The sequence below is a fragment of the Halomonas sp. AOP22-C1-8 genome, from assembly GCF_052378905.1.
Classification (GTDB): domain Bacteria; phylum Pseudomonadota; class Gammaproteobacteria; order Pseudomonadales; family Halomonadaceae; genus Vreelandella; species Vreelandella citrativorans.
The window spans coordinates 86,866-102,531 of the sequence record NZ_JBQSYD010000004.1; the positions used below are offsets into that span (position 1 = coordinate 86,866).

18 protein-coding genes are annotated in these 15,666 nt (G+C 57.2%); 15 read left to right on the forward strand and 3 right to left on the reverse strand.

Annotated features, from left to right (window positions below; all coding sequences use genetic code 11):
* Nucleotides 1-8: 8 nt before the first annotated feature.
* Complete coding sequence (locus tag ACT3TY_RS03545) at nt 9-830, reverse strand: uroporphyrinogen-III synthase (protein ID WP_172116836.1); 822 nt, start codon at nt 828-830, stop codon at nt 9-11.
* Nucleotides 827-1,771 carry a hydroxymethylbilane synthase gene (gene hemC / locus ACT3TY_RS03550; RefSeq protein WP_172116837.1) on the reverse strand — a complete coding sequence of 315 codons (945 nt, stop codon included), beginning with the start codon at nt 1,769-1,771 and terminating at the stop codon, nt 827-829. The genes ACT3TY_RS03545 and hemC overlap by 4 nt, the downstream gene beginning before the upstream one ends.
* A gap of 307 nt (nt 1,772-2,078) precedes the next feature.
* Here hemC and argH point away from each other — a divergent pair, with 307 nt between their 5' ends.
* From argH to ACT3TY_RS03585, 7 genes are read left to right on the forward strand one after another with little or no spacing between them, the layout of a single operon-like run.
* The gene (argH, locus tag ACT3TY_RS03555; protein WP_444627352.1) at nt 2,079-3,482 is read left to right on the forward strand and encodes an argininosuccinate lyase; all 1,404 of its coding nucleotides are present in this window, start codon (nt 2,079-2,081) and stop codon (nt 3,480-3,482) included.
* Nucleotides 3,479-3,601 carry an LPS translocon maturation chaperone LptM gene (lptM, locus tag ACT3TY_RS03560; protein ID WP_087110450.1) on the forward strand — a complete coding sequence of 41 codons (123 nt, stop codon included), beginning with the start codon at nt 3,479-3,481 and terminating at the stop codon, nt 3,599-3,601. Before argH ends, lptM begins: the two co-directional genes overlap by 4 nt.
* 23 nt (nt 3,602-3,624) lie before the next feature.
* Nucleotides 3,625-4,896 carry a diaminopimelate decarboxylase gene (gene lysA / locus ACT3TY_RS03565; RefSeq protein ID WP_444627353.1) on the forward strand — a complete coding sequence of 424 codons (1,272 nt, stop codon included), beginning with the start codon at nt 3,625-3,627 and terminating at the stop codon, nt 4,894-4,896.
* Complete coding sequence (gene dapF / locus ACT3TY_RS03570) at nt 4,896-5,729, forward strand: diaminopimelate epimerase (protein WP_444627354.1); 834 nt, start codon at nt 4,896-4,898, stop codon at nt 5,727-5,729. Before lysA ends, dapF begins: the two co-directional genes overlap by 1 nt.
* 34 nt (nt 5,730-5,763) lie before the next feature.
* Nucleotides 5,764-6,474 carry a DUF484 family protein gene (locus ACT3TY_RS03575; protein ID WP_087110456.1) on the forward strand — a complete coding sequence of 237 codons (711 nt, stop codon included), beginning with the start codon at nt 5,764-5,766 and terminating at the stop codon, nt 6,472-6,474.
* Nucleotides 6,467-7,378, forward strand: coding sequence for a tyrosine recombinase XerC (locus tag ACT3TY_RS03580; RefSeq protein ID WP_087110458.1), 912 nt, complete (start codon nt 6,467-6,469; stop codon nt 7,376-7,378). Before ACT3TY_RS03575 ends, ACT3TY_RS03580 begins: the two co-directional genes overlap by 8 nt.
* Nucleotides 7,375-8,115 (forward strand): HAD family hydrolase, encoded by a 741-nt coding sequence (locus ACT3TY_RS03585; RefSeq protein ID WP_444627355.1) that lies wholly within the window; start codon nt 7,375-7,377, stop codon nt 8,113-8,115. The genes ACT3TY_RS03580 and ACT3TY_RS03585 overlap by 4 nt, the downstream gene beginning before the upstream one ends.
* Here the strand turns inward: ACT3TY_RS03585 and yihA are convergent.
* Nucleotides 8,104-8,757: a ribosome biogenesis GTP-binding protein YihA/YsxC gene (gene yihA, locus ACT3TY_RS03590; RefSeq protein WP_444627356.1), complete on the reverse strand. Its 654-nt coding sequence runs from the start codon at nt 8,755-8,757 to the stop codon at nt 8,104-8,106. The two genes, ACT3TY_RS03585 and yihA, sit on opposite strands and share 12 nt — an antisense overlap.
* A gap of 326 nt (nt 8,758-9,083) precedes the next feature.
* Here yihA and ACT3TY_RS03595 point away from each other — a divergent pair, with 326 nt between their 5' ends.
* From ACT3TY_RS03595 to dtd, 8 genes are all read left to right on the forward strand, one after another.
* Nucleotides 9,084-9,713 (forward strand): c-type cytochrome, encoded by a 630-nt coding sequence (locus tag ACT3TY_RS03595; protein ID WP_444627401.1) that lies wholly within the window; start codon nt 9,084-9,086, stop codon nt 9,711-9,713.
* A 97-nt stretch (nt 9,714-9,810) separates the two neighbouring features.
* The gene (locus ACT3TY_RS03600) at nt 9,811-10,443 is read left to right on the forward strand and encodes a thiol:disulfide interchange protein DsbA/DsbL (protein WP_444627357.1); all 633 of its coding nucleotides are present in this window, start codon (nt 9,811-9,813) and stop codon (nt 10,441-10,443) included.
* A 27-nt stretch (nt 10,444-10,470) separates the two neighbouring features.
* Nucleotides 10,471-11,295, forward strand: a complete 825-nt coding sequence (locus ACT3TY_RS03605) for an endonuclease/exonuclease/phosphatase family protein (RefSeq protein ID WP_444627359.1) — start codon at nt 10,471-10,473, stop codon at nt 11,293-11,295.
* A 135-nt stretch (nt 11,296-11,430) separates the two neighbouring features.
* Nucleotides 11,431-11,979, forward strand: coding sequence for a TRAP transporter small permease subunit (locus ACT3TY_RS03610; RefSeq protein ID WP_444627360.1), 549 nt, complete (start codon nt 11,431-11,433; stop codon nt 11,977-11,979).
* Nucleotides 11,979-13,394: a TRAP transporter large permease gene (locus tag ACT3TY_RS03615; protein WP_444627361.1), complete on the forward strand. Its 1,416-nt coding sequence runs from the start codon at nt 11,979-11,981 to the stop codon at nt 13,392-13,394. Before ACT3TY_RS03610 ends, ACT3TY_RS03615 begins: the two co-directional genes overlap by 1 nt.
* An 8-nt stretch (nt 13,395-13,402) precedes the next feature.
* On the forward strand, nt 13,403-14,224 hold the full coding sequence (gene thiD, locus ACT3TY_RS03620) for a bifunctional hydroxymethylpyrimidine kinase/phosphomethylpyrimidine kinase (RefSeq protein WP_444627362.1): 822 nt from the start codon (nt 13,403-13,405) through the stop codon (nt 14,222-14,224).
* A 111-nt stretch (nt 14,225-14,335) separates the two neighbouring features.
* Nucleotides 14,336-15,181 (forward strand): universal stress protein, encoded by an 846-nt coding sequence (locus ACT3TY_RS03625; RefSeq protein ID WP_444627363.1) that lies wholly within the window; start codon nt 14,336-14,338, stop codon nt 15,179-15,181.
* A 45-nt stretch (nt 15,182-15,226) separates the two neighbouring features.
* Nucleotides 15,227-15,664 carry a D-aminoacyl-tRNA deacylase gene (gene dtd, locus ACT3TY_RS03630; protein ID WP_444627365.1) on the forward strand — a complete coding sequence of 146 codons (438 nt, stop codon included), beginning with the start codon at nt 15,227-15,229 and terminating at the stop codon, nt 15,662-15,664.
* Nucleotides 15,665-15,666 lie beyond the last annotated feature (2 nt).

The following is a 15,666-nucleotide window of genomic DNA, read 5'->3' on the forward strand; positions in this document are numbered from 1 at the left end:
GCCCTTAATTAAGTTCCTTGATCGACATCGGCACCCATAGGATTACAGGACCTGCCCAACGCAGCTGCAAGGGCAGCTGGCGTTGCTCCCGACGCCACCTTGAGGTCACAAAAACCCAGTGTACCGGCCAGTGTAGCTAAACGCTGACTGGAAACGATTAGCGGTTGGTTCAACGCTGTTTGATCACACCATTTTGCCAGATGTTCGAGCAGTTCGCTGCTGGTGACGATGAGTGCTCGAAAATCTCCCGTAGCAAGGCGGGCCTGGAGTGAGGCCGAAGGCGGCTGAAAAATGCGCCGATACACAGCGACCCGGGTCATCTGAGCACCGCGTTCTGTCAGCGTCTCGGCCAGTAGCGTTCGGCCACCTTCTCCCGCCACCAGTAATATCCGCTGATGTGCGACATTCTTCAGTGAGGCGAGCGCTAAAAGTGCCTCGCTGGTGTTATCGCCGCGCTCATTTCCAGCCTTTTGTTGGTCAGCACCGGGTCTGTCAGCCGCTGCTGATGGGATGCGTACCCGTACGCCCAACTGGTCAAACAGTGCCTCTGCCGTAGCGCTCCCCACGCCATAATAAGCAATGCCAGTGGGCAGCTGTGGCCAGTAGCGGTCCAACGCGTTACCTAAACACAGGGCTGCGAAGGGGCTAACCACTATTATTTTGTCGTACTGGTCAATATCCAGCCAGACACGGCGCATCAGCGGGTCTTCTGGTAGCGCTTGAAGGCTCATCACCGCCATTGGCTCTACCCAAGCGCCCGTTGCGCGCAGCGTATTGGCAAGCACTTCACCGCGCTTGCCTGGTCGGCAGATCAGCACTGGCTGTGTCATACGTGATTGCCGTAGACCTCGGCCAAAATATCGCCTGCACCCTGGTCAAGCAGCTCTTCGGCAATACGGATGCCCAGTGCTTCAGGCTCGTACATTGAGCCGCGGCCTTCAGCACGCAATACTTCGGTGCCCTCAGGGTTGCCCACCAGCCCGCGCAGCCACATCGTCTCATTGGCCTTGTCGAGCACCGCGAAACCGGCAATCGGTACTTGGCAGCCGCCTTCCAAGCGCGTGTTCATGGCACGTTCTGCACGTACGCGGGTGGCGGTGTCCGGGTCATCCAGCGGGGCCAGCAGGCCGATCAGTTCCGGGTCATGCAGGCGGCACTCAATGCCCAGCGCGCCTTGGCCGCAGGCGGGCAGGCACACTTCCGGCGGCAGTGCCTGGGCAATACGCTCTTCAAGGCCCAAGCGTTTTAAGCCAGAGGTCGCCAGGATAATGGCATCGAATTCACCATCATCCAGTTTGGCCAGTCGGGTTTGCACGTTGCCGCGCAGGCTGAGAATTTGCAGGTCAGGGCGAGCTTCACGAAGTTGGAGTCCGCGACGCAGGCTGGCGGTGCCTATTTTGGCCCCTTCAGGCAATTCATCGATGCTTTTATAATGGTTGGATACAAACGCATCGGTAGGGTCTGAGCCCTCTAAAATAACCGAAAGCCCTAAGCCTTCGGGGAAAAGCATGGGGACATCCTTCATCGAGTGGACGGCGATATCCGCGCGGCCATCCAGCATGGCGTCTTCCAGCTCTTTAACAAATAGCCCCTTGCCGCCAATTTTAGACAGAGGGGTGTCGAGAATTTTGTCGCCTTTAGTAGAGAGCGCGACCAGCTCAACCTCAAGGCCCTCATGGGCAGCCATCAAGCGGTCACGGACGTGCTCGGCTTGCCACATGGCCAACTGACTTTTCCGCGTAGCAATACGCAGTTTGGTGATGGATGACACGTTATTCTCCCTTTGCCGCTGACGCGGCGCGTCAAGCTATGATGTGTCTCATCATAAAGCACCCGGGCGCACAGTAAAAATAACTGGCTGTTTTTAAGAAGCTGTTTTAAGCCACTGTCTTCAAAAGCTGTCTCCAAGAGCTGTCTCCAAGAGCAGTCTTAAAGAATTGCCTTAAAGATAAGTGCTCGGCGGGCCAAACGCCATTATTCTGCAAATGTGGGCGGCCCGAACTCAAGCCATAAGCGCAATGACTCTGTTACACTTTCCGCCATCGACTCTTTTGTTTTGTCAGCAGGATATACCTCCGATGAGCCAAGCTACGAATCAGTCCTGGGGCGGTCGCTTCAGCGAGCCTACCGATGCCTTTGTGGCGCGTTTTACCGCGTCTGTCACCTTTGACCAGCGCCTTGCGCGCCAGGATATTCAGGGCTCTATTGCCCACGCCACCATGCTTAGCCGCGTAGGCGTGCTGACCGGCGAAGAACGCGACGCGATTATTAACGGTTTGACCGAAATTCAAGGTGAAATCGAGCGCGGCGAATTTAACTGGTCGGTGCCGCTTGAAGACGTCCACATGAATATCGAAGCACGCCTGACCGACAAGATCGGTATCACTGGCAAGAAGCTTCACACCGGTCGTTCGCGTAATGATCAGGTAGCGACCGACATCCGCCTGTTTATGCGCGACGAGATTGACGTCATTGAGGTGGAATTAAAGCGCCTGCGCGAAGGTATGATCGAGCTTGCCGACCGCGAAGCCGATACCATCATGCCCGGCTTTACCCACCTGCAAACCGCCCAGCCGGTCACCTTTGGTCATCATCTGCTGGCTTGGCAGGAAATGCTCGCCCGTGACCATGAGCGCCTGCTGGATTGCCGTAAACGCGTTAACGTACTGCCGCTGGGCGCCGCTGCGCTGGCGGGTACTACGTACCCGATTGACCGCCACGTCACCGCAGAGCTGCTGGGCTTTGATCGCCCGGCGGAAAACTCGCTGGATGCCGTATCGGATCGCGACTTCGCGATTGAATTCACCAGCTTTGCCAGCATCTTGATGATGCACCTGTCGCGCATGAGCGAAGAGTTGGTGCTGTGGACCAGCGCCCAGTTTGACTTTATCGACCTGCCTGACCGCTTCTGCACCGGCTCTTCCATTATGCCGCAGAAGAAAAACCCTGACGTGCCGGAGCTGGTACGCGGTAAAACAGGCCGCGTATATGGTCATTTGATGGGCCTGCTGACGCTGATGAAGTCGCAGCCGCTGGCCTACAACAAGGATAATCAGGAAGATAAGGAGCCGCTGTTTGACGCGGTGGATACGGTGCGCGACTGCTTGAAAGCGTTCGCGGATATGGTGCCTGCCATTGAGCCGAAAAAAGACAGCATGTATGAAGCGGCGCGGCGTGGGTTCTCTACCGCCACCGACCTTGCCGACTACCTGGTCCGTAAAGGTGTTGCCTTCCGCGATGCCCATGAAATCGTCGGTCAGTCGGTTGCTTACGGCCTGAAAACCCAAAAAGATCTCTCGGAAATGAGTCTGGAAGAGCTTCAACAGTTCTCCTCTATCATCGAGCAGGATGTTTTTGACGTACTGACGCTGGAAGGCTCGGTGGCCGCGCGTAATCACATTGGCGGTACGGCGCCCAATCAGGTGCGTGCCGCAGCACAGCGTGCCCGCGAGGCGCTCTCGTTACGGCAGGGTCAGGCATGAAAACATTAGCGCTTATCGCGATCATCGCTTTATTCGTCGCGGGTTGCGGTCAGAAGGGACCGCTTTACCTGCCCGACGATAACTCACCCGATAACGGTGTGGCCGAACAGGCTGGGTAAGCGGCTGCAGGAGAGACGACATTATGGATCATTTTAACTACCGCGACGGCGTGCTTTACGCCGAAGATGTGCCGCTTTCGCAGATTGCCGCAGAGCACGGCACGCCCTGTTACGTTTATTCCAAGGCAACATTTGAGCGCCACTTTCGCGCTTACACCGAAGCGCTTGGTGGTCACCCGCATCTGATCTGCTACGCCGTTAAAGCCAACTCTAACCTGGCGGTACTGGGCCTGCTTGCAAGGCTAGGCGCCGGGTTTGATATTGTCTCCATTGGTGAGCTTGAGCGCGTGCTGGCAGCCGGAGGAGACCCTGCGAAAGTGGTGTTCTCGGGTGTTGCCAAGCAGCCCCATGAAATGGCCCGCGCGCTTGAGGTGGGCATCAAGTGCTTTAACGTTGAATCCCGTCCTGAGTTGGAGCGCTTAAACGCTGTAGCAGGGGAGCTGGGTAACGTTGCCCCGGTTTCGCTGCGCGTTAATCCGGACGTGGACGCGGGCACTCATCCGTATATCTCCACCGGGCTCAAGGACAACAAGTTTGGCATCGCGGTCGATGACGCGCTAGAGGTTTACGAGCTGGCGGCCAGCCTGCCGAATCTTCAGGTGAAGGGGTTGGATTGTCATATTGGTTCGCAGTTGACTGAAACCGCTCCGTTCCTGGACGCACTGGATCGGCTATTGATGCTGATGGAGCGCCTGCGCGAACGGGGTATCGAGATTGATCATTTGGATCTGGGCGGCGGTTTGGGCGTGCCTTACCGGGATGAAACGCCCCCGCAGCCGTTTGATTACGCAAGCCAGCTGTTAGCTCGCCTGTCGCGCTGGAAAGGCGGCGAAAATCTGACGCTGCTGTTTGAACCAGGCCGCTCTATTGCCGCCAATGCAGGTGTCATGTTGACGCGGGTTGAATTCCTGAAGCCCGGCGAAACCAAGAACTTCGCCATTGTTGATGCGGCCATGAACGACCTGATTCGCCCGGCGCTGTATCAGGCGTGGCAGGCTATCGTGCCGGTGGACACTCGTGAAGCTCGCCCAAGTGCGGTGTATGACGTGGTCGGCCCGGTGTGCGAAACCGGCGACTTTCTGGGTAAAGAGCGTGAGCTTGCGATTGCTGAAGGCGATCTTCTCGCGGTGCGTTCAGCGGGCGCTTACGGCTTTGTTATGGCGTCCAACTATAACAGCCGCCCGCGCCCGGCCGAGCTAATGGTCGATGGCGATACGTGTCACGTGGTACGGCGTCGGGAAACGGTCGAAAGCCTTTGGGCGGGCGAAGCGCTGCTGCCTGAAGGAGCGCGCTAATGCTTCTGCATTTCACCAAAATGCACGGCCTGGGCAACGACTTTATGGTCGTTGACCTGGTAACCCAGCGTGCCCGGCTGCGTGAAGAGCATATCCAACAGCTGGCTGATCGTCGCTTTGGGATTGGTTTTGATCAGCTGCTGGTGGTTGAGCCGCCCCGCAATCCCGAGATGGACTTTCGCTACCGTATTTTCAATGCCGACGGAAGTGAAGTGGAGAACTGTGGCAACGGCGCTCGCTGCTTTGCGCGCTTTGTGCGCGACCAGCGCTTGACCCACAAGCATGAGATTCACGTAGAAACAGCCGGTGGCCCGCTGGTTTTGCACGTACAGCACGATGGCCTTGTGCGTGTCGATATGGGGCGGCCGCGCTTTAGCCCGGCAGCACTGCCCTTTGAAGCCCCAGGCGACCAACCATTACACGAACTTGAGGTCGACGGTGAAACGCTTCACATCGGTGTGGTATCCATGGGTAATCCCCACGCGGTATTGCAGGTGGAAAGCGTTGAGCGCGCCCAGGTTGAGCGTTTGGGGCCGCTGATGGAAGCGCACCCTCGCTTCCCCAAGCGTGTTAACGTGGGCTTTATGCAGGTTCTTTCGGCTAACCAGATTCGTCTGCGGGTATTTGAGCGGGGCAGTGGCGAAACGCTTGCTTGTGGTACCGGTGCGTGCGCCGCCGTTGCTAACGGCATCCGGCAAGGCATCCTGAAAAGCCCGGTGAACGTTCACCTGCCCGGCGGCGAGCTGACGATAGAGTGGCCCGACCCGGAAGCGTCCCTGATTATGGTCGGCCCGGCTACACGCGTTTTTGATGGTCGCGTAGCACTTAATTGATAGTGACGCGTAACTGACTACAAGGAGAACGGCGATGTCTCAAGCCCCTGAACCGCGCAAGACGCTCGATCCAGACCAGGTAGCATTTTGGCTTGCCCGGCATCCCGATTTTTTTGTAGGCCGTGAAGGGTTGTTGCAGCAGCTTAAAGTACCGCACCCACATATTGATGGTGCGGTATCGCTGCTTGAGAGGCTGGTGCTGGACTTGCGTCAGCGGGCGGAAAAGGCCGAAGATCGCCTGGAGCACTTACTGGAAACTGCTCGGCACAACGAAGCTCAGTATCGGCGCCTACGGGAAACCCTGATGGCGCTGGTCGAAGCGGATAGCCGTGACGCCTTAGCGCAAGCTCTGGCGACTCAGCTTAACGAGCGCTTTGATACGCCCGCGATGGCGCTTTGGTGCCCGGCGTCGTTAAGCGATAGCGAACCCACCATGCCCCAGCCTCCGCGCCATGTGCTGGACCAGCACGCCAGTACACGTTTGGCCGCGTTACTGGACGGTAAAACCAGCCGCTGTGCCAAGTTAAGCGTTAGCGACTGGAAGTGCCTATTGCCGCATACTAAAGCGCCACGTAAAGCGGGCTCCTGCGCTATCTCGCGCCTCTCGGCGGGCGAGTCGCTGGGATACCTGCTACTGGCAAGCCCCAACCCTGACTGCTATCGCGCCAGCATGGATACGCTGTTTACCGAGTATCTTGGGGATATCGTGGCACGGCTTTTAATTCGCCTGGAAACGTATGGCTGAGTCGCTTCTTGCCGCAGCGGTGGCACGCTATATCGGCGCGCTAGGCCAACATGCAAGCCCGGCAACCGTCGCCGCCTATCAGCAGGATTTAAGCGCCCTGTGCCGGTTTGCCGAGCAGCGCGAAATACAGGACCCAGCGCTGCTGGACACGGCGCTGCTGCGCACTTTTCTAGGCACAGAGCGCAGCCGCGGGCTTGGCGCACGCAGCCTTGCACGGCGCCGAGCGGCGCTTTCGCGCTTTGCCGATGACCTGGTCAAGCAGGGGATTCTTGCCGATAACCCGGTCGCGCTACTGCGCACGCCTAAGCAACCCAGCCACCTGCCGCGCCCGGTCGATGTGGATGCATTGGCCCATTTTCTGGATAGCCCGCATGATGGCTCGCCCCTGGCCGTACGCGACCAGGCCATGTTGGAGCTTTTTTACTCCAGTGGTTTGCGCTTGGCAGAACTTGCCGCGCTGGACCTTCATGATCTGCAGACCAGCCGCGTACGTGTGATAGGCAAAGGCAGTAAACCACGCCAGGTGCCTGTCGGGCAGCGCGCCCAGCACACCCTGGCGGAGTGGATTGCCTGCCGGGCAACCATGGCACCAGAGGGTGAAACGGCGCTTTTTGTGGGCCAGCGTGGGGCGCGGCTGGGGCATCGAGCCATTCAAAAACGTCTTGCCCAACTCTCTGTTAGCCGGGGCTTGCCCGAGCACTTGCATCCTCACCGGTTGCGCCACTCGTTTGCCAGCCATTTGCTTGAATCAAGCCAGGATCTGCGTGCGGTTCAGGAGCTGTTAGGCCACGCAAACCTCTCCACCACCCAGGTATATACTCGGCTCGACTGGCAGCATTTGGCGACCAGCTATGACGCCGCCCACCCACGCGCCAAGCGCCGCCCTTCTGGAAACACACCATGACCGCACTAGCAGCTATCACGTTTGATTTAGACGATACGCTTTGGGATAACCAGGGCGTGATGCTACGCACGGAGGAGGGGCATTACGGCTGGTTACTTGAGGCGCTGAGTATCTGGCGCGCTACGCGTCACGAGGCGCCGCTGTCGCTGGATTATGAGGCGGGCGTGGAGGACTATTTACAGCGCCGCCAGCAGTTCGCTAAAGATGTGCCCGAGCGGCGCGGCGACTTTACCTGGCTACGCCTGCGCGCTCTGGAGGCGCAGTTGGAAGCCGAGGGCCTGCCCCGGAGTGCGGCCATTTTGTGGGCGGCAGCGGCCATGAACGAGTTTCATCGCCTGCGTATCCAGGTTTCTCCGCATCCGGAAGCGGCGGGTCTGCTTTCCGCGTTAGGCGAGCGCTACCAGTTGGCGGCCATTACCAACGGCAATATTCATTTAAAGCGTCAGCCGTTGGCGGCGTATTTCCCGGTGGCGATTGCTGCAGGCGAGCTTCTGGCACCCAAGCCGGAACACACGCCTTTTCTAACGGCGCTTTCACGGCTTAATGTCACGCCCGAGTGCGCGATGCACGTCGGCGACTCGTGGGAAGAGGATATCTTACCGGCTCAGCAGCTGGGCATGCATGCGGTGTGGGTCTCAAGCGACCAGAGCCAGGCGCTGCCGCCCAGGGTACACCGCATCGCACATATTAAAGAGCTGCCGGGTATATTGGATAAGCTGGACGGTTCAGTGGCCTGAGGTGTCTTCCGGTGGCGTATGCAGCCACTGGTCAAGCTTTTGCGAAAGTGTATCGACGCCCTGGCGCTTGAGCGATGAGAAAAGCTGAACTGACACCAGGTCTTCCCACTCTTTTAAGCGAGAACGGACTTTTTGCAGCGAGGCACTTGCCGGGCCTTTTTTCAGCTTGTCGGCCTTGGTTAGCAGGATATGCACCGGCATATTGCGCTGGTCGGCGAAGCTCAGCATCATCTGGTCAAACTCGGTCAGCGGGTGGCGAACGTCCATCAGCAGCACCAGCCCGCGTAGGCTAAAACGACCCCGCAGGTAGTCAGACAAATGCTGTTGCCACTCGATTTTGACGGCTTCTGGCACTTTCGCATAACCGTAGCCTGGAAGGTCGACCAGACGCCGCGCCTCGTCGTTCATAACGCTGAAAAAGTTGATCAACTGCGTGCGCCCTGGCGTGCGCGAAGTGCGGGCGAGGCCGTTCTGTTGCGTGAGCGCGTTGATGGCGCTCGATTTGCCCGCGTTAGAGCGTCCTGCAAACGCCACTTCAGCACCTGTATCGTCAGGGCAAGTAGCCAGAGTGGGGGCGCTGATAACAAATTTGGCGGTAGGGTAGTTCAACCGAGCGACGGGGCTATCTTGAGGGGTGGACATGGAATGAATCCTGAAAATCGAACCTATAAAACAGTCTGCGTTAACCACGCGTATAATGACATGGCACGCCGCACTGCGACGAATTACCCCGTCAGTCAGGTCAAGCATTGTGCTAAAAAGCGGTGATACCTGTGACCTGGGGCGTTAGTGTACCACTGGGCTTAAGCCAACAGCGACTAATCGGTAGGTTGAGCACCCTATTTGACATGCCAGATAGCGCCCACCGTTATGAATAGCGTAGCCCTTGAATCGCATAGTGAGTCGTCAATAGAACCGTCCTTAGAGTCATCATGAGCGTCGTTATGAACGTCTTTACGAAAATCTGTGTGAAAGCAACGCTGGCAAGCCTGGCGGCTGCTTTAAGTGCCCCAGCTAGTGTTTCTGCGCAGCCTGCTGGCCCGCAAGCAATGGATATCACCGCCGGTCAACAGCGCGCGCAAACGTGTGCGGCTTGTCATGGGCAAACGGGCATCAGCCCGGCCAGTGCGTTTCCGCATTTAGCGGGGCAGCAAGCCTCTTACCTGGCCAAACAGATTAGAGATATTCGTGATGGCGAGCGGGTGGTTGTGCAAATGACAGGCATGGTTGACGACTTTTCTGACCAGGATGCCTGGAACGTTGCCGCCTATTATGCCGCCCAGGAGGCTAATCTGGGCCATGCCAATGCGGAAGACGAGGCGCTATTGGCACGCGGAGAAGAGATTTATCGCGCAGGGGTGCGCTCGCGTGGTGTGCCTGCCTGCAGCGCATGCCATACGCCCACGGGTGGCGGTATTGGCAGCGCCGTTTACCCGGCGATTGCTGGTCAGTACCCCGCCTATACGATGACGGCGTTACACGCGTTTGCTAGCGGTGAACGAACGAACGACCCAAGCGGTAGCATGCACGATATTGCGACTCGGCTAAGCGAGGAGGATATGCAGGCCGTGGCTAACTACCTCTTTGGTTTACACTAAGTGGTATCCTGAAAATGAATGCTCTTTCCTATCGGTGAGGGAACCTGATAGCGTTAGAGATAGTCCTATCTTCGCTTATCCCTTGGAGAATTGTCGCATGTTCAAAACGTTATTGGTTGCCCTGACCGGTTTAGGCCTTTCAGCAGCTGTCAGCGCTCAGGAGTTGGTGGAAGGTAAAGATTATACGCTGCTTGATTCACCGGTCGCGACTCAGGTCGATGAGGATCACATCGAAGTGACCGAAGTGTTCTGGTTTGGCTGCCCGCACTGCAACCGTCTTCAAGCACCCATCACTGAATGGTACGAAACACTGGATGATGACGTAAGTATTGTGCATATGCCCGCTGTCATGGGCGGACACTCCAATGTTCACGCTGCTGCTTTTTATGCTGCCGAGTCGCTAGGCATTGAAGACGATTTGCATGCTGATTTCTTTACGGCGATTCACCAGGATGACCGTGCGTTAACGGATGCTGACGATATTGCCGACTTTTTTGCCGATTATGGTGTCAGTGAAGAAGATGCCAAAAAAGCCTTAACTTCATTTAGCGTACGCAGCGAAGTTAACAACGCCCACAGTCGTATTCGTGAAATGCGCTTGATGGGTGTGCCCGCGCTGGTGGTTGATGGCCGTTACGTTATCACCCCCAGCACTGCAGGCAGCCTTGAGAATATGCCACAAGTGGCAGAAGCGCTCATCGAACGCGTGCGTACTGAACGCGCGCAGTAAGGTGTAAGGGCATGGGGTGATAAGCAGATGGTCAATATGACAACAGTGAATCAGCCGGGCAAATTATCGTCTCTGTTTGAAACGGGGCACCTTCGCTTGCTGACGTTTAATTTGCAGGTGGGCATCCAAACGTCTGCTTATCATCACTACTTTACCCGCAGCTGGCAGCACTTCTTGCCGAACCCTCAGCGCGTTAAACGTCTAGATATTATGGGCGATGTGTTGAGCCAGTTTGATGTGGTGGGGCTTCAGGAAGCCGATGGCGGCAGTTTTCGCTCCAGTCGTATCAATCAGGTGGAGTACCTGGCCGCCCAGGCCGGGTTTCCGCATCACTTTAAACAGTTAAACCGTAATCTGGGGCGTATCGCCCAGCACAGTAACGGTCTGCTTTCGCGTCTGACACCTACGAAAATTGAAGAGCACCGTTTGCCCGGTACGTTACCTGGTCGCGGGGCCATTCACGTGCGTTTTGGCAACGGACCGGATGCGTTACATATCTTTATTGCTCACTTGGCGCTTAGCCAGCGTGGGCGTGGACGTCAGCTTGACTACTTAAGTGAAATTATTGAGCCGCTACATCACGTGGTGGTGATGGGCGATCTCAACTGTACGCCGGATCAGTTGCACGCCCATCAGCGGTTTAGCGCCTCGCTGCCACTTCATCCGGTTAAACCGCTATTGAGCTATCCCTCGTGGCAGCCACGACGTGCGCTGGACCATATTCTGCTCTCGCAAACGCTGGAGGCCGCCGAGGTGCGGGTAATGGATCATCTGTTCTCTGATCATCTGCCCATTGCCGTTGATCTACCGTTACCTAACGCCTGTCTATTGGCGATTGAAAACGCCAACTAACGCTTAAGGCCGCCAAACGGGTGAATATGTGCGTTTTAAGCCGCTTTAACCGGTAGATAATTGCCTGTTTAGGGATGACGTTCGGCCTGGAATCAGCGATGATTCCAGGCCGTTTCTTTGTGTAGGACATTTAACATGCACGCCAATGCTCATGAGCCGCGGTTGCTCCGCTGGCTCGACTGCGTGACGGAGAGAGTCGGCCGGGCCATTGCCTGGCTGGTTGTGATCATGATGCTGGTTCAGTTTGCCATCGTTGTCATGCGTTACGCCTTCGGTATGAACAGTATTGTGATGGAAGAGTCGGTAATGTATATGCATGCCGCCGTGTTTATGCTGTGCGCTGGCTGGACGCTGCGTCACGAGGGCCATGTGCGGGTGGATATCTTTTATCGGCGCATGTCCGACCGCGGCCGTGCCTGGATCGATCTTCTCGGTACGCTGTTTTTACTGATCCCGGTGATGCTATTTATTGCGATCACGAGCTTTCACTACGTTTACAGCAGCTGGTCGATCATGGAACGCTCCGCCAATGGCGGTATTCCTGCCGTATTTCTACTCAAGTCAATGATACTGGCGATGGTGGCACTGATGCTTCTCCAGGCGGTGGCCCAGTTAATCCGCAAAATACTCATTATCCGCGGCAAACTGCCTGCGCCTATTCCTGAGCATGAGGAGATCATCTAGTGCTGGCGACTCTATTGGAAGGTATGCCGCTGGTACTGTTCGCCACGGTTTGCGTTGTTTTAATGTTGGGCTATCCGGTGGCGCTGTCGCTGGCGGGCACTGCGCTGGCATTTGCCGGGTTAGGGTGGTTGCTTCAGTCGATGGGCGTTGCGGTGCCTTTTGAAGCGCGCTGGATGAACTCCATGCCCAACCGAATTTACGGCATCATGACCAATAGCACCCTGCTGGCGGTGCCTTTATTCGTGCTGATGGGCGTGCTGCTTGAGAAGTCAAAGGTCGCTGAAACACTTTTAGATGCGATGACCATGGCGTTTGGCGCTCTACGTGGGGGGCTGGGCATTGCCGTGGTATTGGTCGGTATGCTGCTGGCCGCATCTACCGGCATTGTGGGGGCCACGGTGGTCACCATGGGCCTGCTCTCGCTACCTACGATGCTAAAGCGTGGCTACTCGCCAGCGCTGGCGACCGGCACTATTTGTGCGACCGGAACGCTTGGTCAGATTATTCCACCGTCCATTGCGCTGGTGTTACTGGGCGACGTGCTCAACAACGCCTACCAGCAGGCCCAGCTTGCCATGGGGGCCTGGAGCCCGAAAACGCTTTCCGTAGGGGATCTGTTTGTTGGCGCGCTGGTGCCCGGCCTGATACTGGTGGTCGCGTATATCATCTACTTACTGATGGTAGCGTGGCTTAAGCCCAACGCTGCGCCGGCCGCTGATCGTCAGGCGTTGATGCAAGAGCTTGGGCATACCGGCAGTATCTGGCCGCTACTCATAAAAGGGCTTTTACCCCCGGTACTGCTGATCGTTGCCGTGCTGGGGTCTATTTTGGGCGGCATTGCGACGCCCACCGAGGCATCCGCCGTGGGCGCGTTTGGTGCCTTGCTGCTGGCCGCTTTTAATCGCCAGTTGAGTGTTCCCATGCTGCGCGAGGTGGTGTACTCCACCGCTAAAGTCACCAGCATGGTGTTTTTAATCCTGATTGGGGCGGCGCTGTTTTCGCTGGTTTTCCGTGCCTTCGGTGGTGAAGAACTGGTGACCCACCTGTTTGAAGCGATGCCGGGGGGCGTTGTAGGCGCCACAATCGTGGTCATGCTGGTTATCTTCCTGCTTGGGTTTATCCTCGACTTTATCGAAATTACCTTTGTTGTGGTGCCGATTGTCGGCCCGGTTCTGCTGGCCATGGGCGTTGACCCCATTTGGCTCGGTATTATGATCGCCGTTAACCTGCAAACCTCGTTTTTAACACCGCCGTTTGGGTTTGCGCTCTTTTACCTGCGGGGCGTAACGCCACAAAGTGTGCCGACCTCCGCCATCTACCGAGGCGTCATACCGTTTATTCTCCTGCAACTGGGGATGCTATTGGCGCTGGCGCTGTTCCCTGAGCTTGCCACGTGGCTACCGTCGGTTATTTAGGAAACCCCATGACACGAAACGTAAATGTACTGACGATTGCAGGCTCTGACCCCTCCGGTGGCGCAGGGCTGCAGGGTGATTTAAAGACGTTCTCGGCGCTGGGCGTCTATGGCACCAATGTGATTACGGCGGTGATTGCGCAAAATACTTGCGGCGTTTCCTCGGTCTATCCGGTATCCCCCCAGGCGATCCGTGAGCAGTTGGAAACCCTGTTGGACGATGTGGAGCTGGATGCCGTCAAGATTGGCATGGTCGCAAGCCAGGATGTCGCTGACGTGATTGCTGATGTACTGCGCAAGCGCCGCCCACGCTGGATCGTGCTTGATCCGGTGATGGTCGCCAAAAGTGGCGATATTCTGGTAGACGATGTGGGGATTCGGGCGGTACGCGACATTCTGGTGCCGCTGGCCGATGTGATCACACCTAACCTGCCGGAAGCCGCCGTGCTGCTGGATACCGCCTCACCTACGAGCCTGGACGCCATGGAAGCCATGCTGCCAGGCTTGGCCCAGCTGGGCGCGCCTTATGTCGTGTTAAAGGGGGGGCACCTGCGTGGCGAGACATGCCCTGACTTGCTGGCAACACCGGATGGTCACGAGTGGCTACCTGCGTCACGTATCCAAACAGAGAATTTACACGGCACCGGCTGCGCCTTGTCATCCGCTATTGCGGCCTGCCTGGCAAAGCTGCCCATGGATGCGCCTGCCCATGCCCCCGCTGCGGCTATTAGCGATGCTAAACGGTGGTTGCATGCTGCTCTTGAGGCCAGCGTTCAACTAAGCGTTGGCAAGGGGCGCGGGCCGGTGCACCATTTTCATGCCTGGTGGTAATGCGCTACACGCTAAAATGAATCGTTAGCTTGCGGGATATGGCTTCGCCCACCATGCTGAAGGGTGTCTGTGAAACGACTGCCTGGATGCTTGTCTGAGGAGCGTTATGCCATGACCCGCACGTTTGTGTTTGCCACTGACCTCTCTGCTGAAAATCGCGCTGGCTTTGCGCGCGCCTTGCGCCTTGCTTATACGCACAACGCCCATCTGGATGTTCTGCATGTGCTGGACCCCCATCTGCCGCATCGGCTACTGCAAGCAGTAGAGCAAGCGATCAATGAAGATATTGGCGCCACCTTGACCGATATCCGCGAAGACTATGCGTTGGAAGCCCCCAAGACCGTGGTGCAAACCGTTACCGGCGAACCCCATGTTGAAATTGCACGCAAGGCCCATGAACAGCAGGCCAGGCTGATTGTACTGGGGATGCACCGCAAGCGTGGCCAGAAAGCGCTGTTGGCGGGCACCACGCTAATGCGCGTCGTACGCAATGCGCCGTGTCCTGTGGTGATTACCCAGTACACGCCCACCCAGCCCTGGCAGCATATTGTGATACCCGTTGATGCCTGTTTGAGCGCTCGCCACATGCTAAAACAGACGCTAAACCACTTTCCCGATGCAAAACTAACGCTGCTGCATGCCTGGACACTGCCCGGTGAAGAAGCGCTGGGTTCTGAGGTCACTTTCGCTCAGTGGCGTGAGCAGGAAGTGGCGCGCCTGCGGGAGGCGTTAAAACACCAGATTGATGACCTGGTGCGCGAGCTCGACGATGCCCCCGATATTGAGCTGGTGCTTGAACCCGGCACGCCGTGCGAGGTGACCCAGGACTATATCAGGTACCATTCGCCTGACCTGGCGGTGATGAGTAGCCGTAGCCAGCCCTTCCACTCCAGCCAGCTAACGCAAGCGCTACTCAGCGAACCCCACTGCGACCTGATGTTATGCCGCGCCTGGTGACGTGAATAGGTACACTAGGCGCTGATATCGTCAGGAGAAGCGCAAGTGAAAGTACTGATACAGCGTGTGAGCCAGGCAAGCGTCAGTGTCGAGGGGCAAACGGTGGGTGCTATTGAACAAGGATTATTGGCACTAGTGGGCGTTGAGAAGGGCGACACTGACGCCGCCGTTGAGAAAATACTTCACCGACTTTTGCACTACCGTGTCTTTAGCGACGCCGAGGGCAAAATGAATCTCAATCTTCAGCAGGTAGACGGTGGCTTGTTGCTGGTATCGCAGTTTACACTGGCTGCTGAAACCCATAAGGGCCTGCGCCCGGGCTTTTCCAGCGCCGCGCCCCCGGCCGAAGGTGAAAGGCTGTTTAATACGTTGGTCAGCCAGGCCCAGTCGGCTTGGCCGAAGGTCGCCACCGGCCAGTTCGGTGCCGATATGCAGGTGGCACTGGTTAACGATGGCCCGGTGACGTTCATGCTGGAAAGCTAGCG

What these genes read in the sequence shown, in the direction of transcription:
- ACT3TY_RS03545 (WP_172116836.1), bottom strand. Translation starts at nt 830, where the DNA reads ATGACACAGCCAGTGCTGATCTGCCGACCAGGCAAGCGCGGTGAAGTG.
- argH (WP_444627352.1), top strand. Translation starts at nt 2,079, where the DNA reads ATGAGCCAAGCTACGAATCAGTCCTGGGGCGGTCGCTTCAGCGAGCCT.
- lptM (WP_087110450.1), top strand. Translation starts at nt 3,479, where the DNA reads ATGAAAACATTAGCGCTTATCGCGATCATCGCTTTATTCGTCGCGGGT.
- lysA (WP_444627353.1), top strand. Translation starts at nt 3,625, where the DNA reads ATGGATCATTTTAACTACCGCGACGGCGTGCTTTACGCCGAAGATGTG.
- dapF (WP_444627354.1), top strand. Translation starts at nt 4,896, where the DNA reads ATGCTTCTGCATTTCACCAAAATGCACGGCCTGGGCAACGACTTTATG.
- ACT3TY_RS03575 (WP_087110456.1), top strand. Translation starts at nt 5,764, where the DNA reads ATGTCTCAAGCCCCTGAACCGCGCAAGACGCTCGATCCAGACCAGGTA.
- ACT3TY_RS03580 (WP_087110458.1), top strand. Translation starts at nt 6,467, where the DNA reads ATGGCTGAGTCGCTTCTTGCCGCAGCGGTGGCACGCTATATCGGCGCG.
- ACT3TY_RS03585 (WP_444627355.1), top strand. Translation starts at nt 7,375, where the DNA reads ATGACCGCACTAGCAGCTATCACGTTTGATTTAGACGATACGCTTTGG.
- yihA (WP_444627356.1), bottom strand. Translation starts at nt 8,757, where the DNA reads ATGTCCACCCCTCAAGATAGCCCCGTCGCTCGGTTGAACTACCCTACC.
- ACT3TY_RS03600 (WP_444627357.1), top strand. Translation starts at nt 9,811, where the DNA reads ATGTTCAAAACGTTATTGGTTGCCCTGACCGGTTTAGGCCTTTCAGCA.
- ACT3TY_RS03605 (WP_444627359.1), top strand. Translation starts at nt 10,471, where the DNA reads ATGGTCAATATGACAACAGTGAATCAGCCGGGCAAATTATCGTCTCTG.
- ACT3TY_RS03610 (WP_444627360.1), top strand. Translation starts at nt 11,431, where the DNA reads ATGCACGCCAATGCTCATGAGCCGCGGTTGCTCCGCTGGCTCGACTGC.
- thiD (WP_444627362.1), top strand. Translation starts at nt 13,403, where the DNA reads ATGACACGAAACGTAAATGTACTGACGATTGCAGGCTCTGACCCCTCC.
- ACT3TY_RS03625 (WP_444627363.1), top strand. Translation starts at nt 14,336, where the DNA reads ATGACCCGCACGTTTGTGTTTGCCACTGACCTCTCTGCTGAAAATCGC.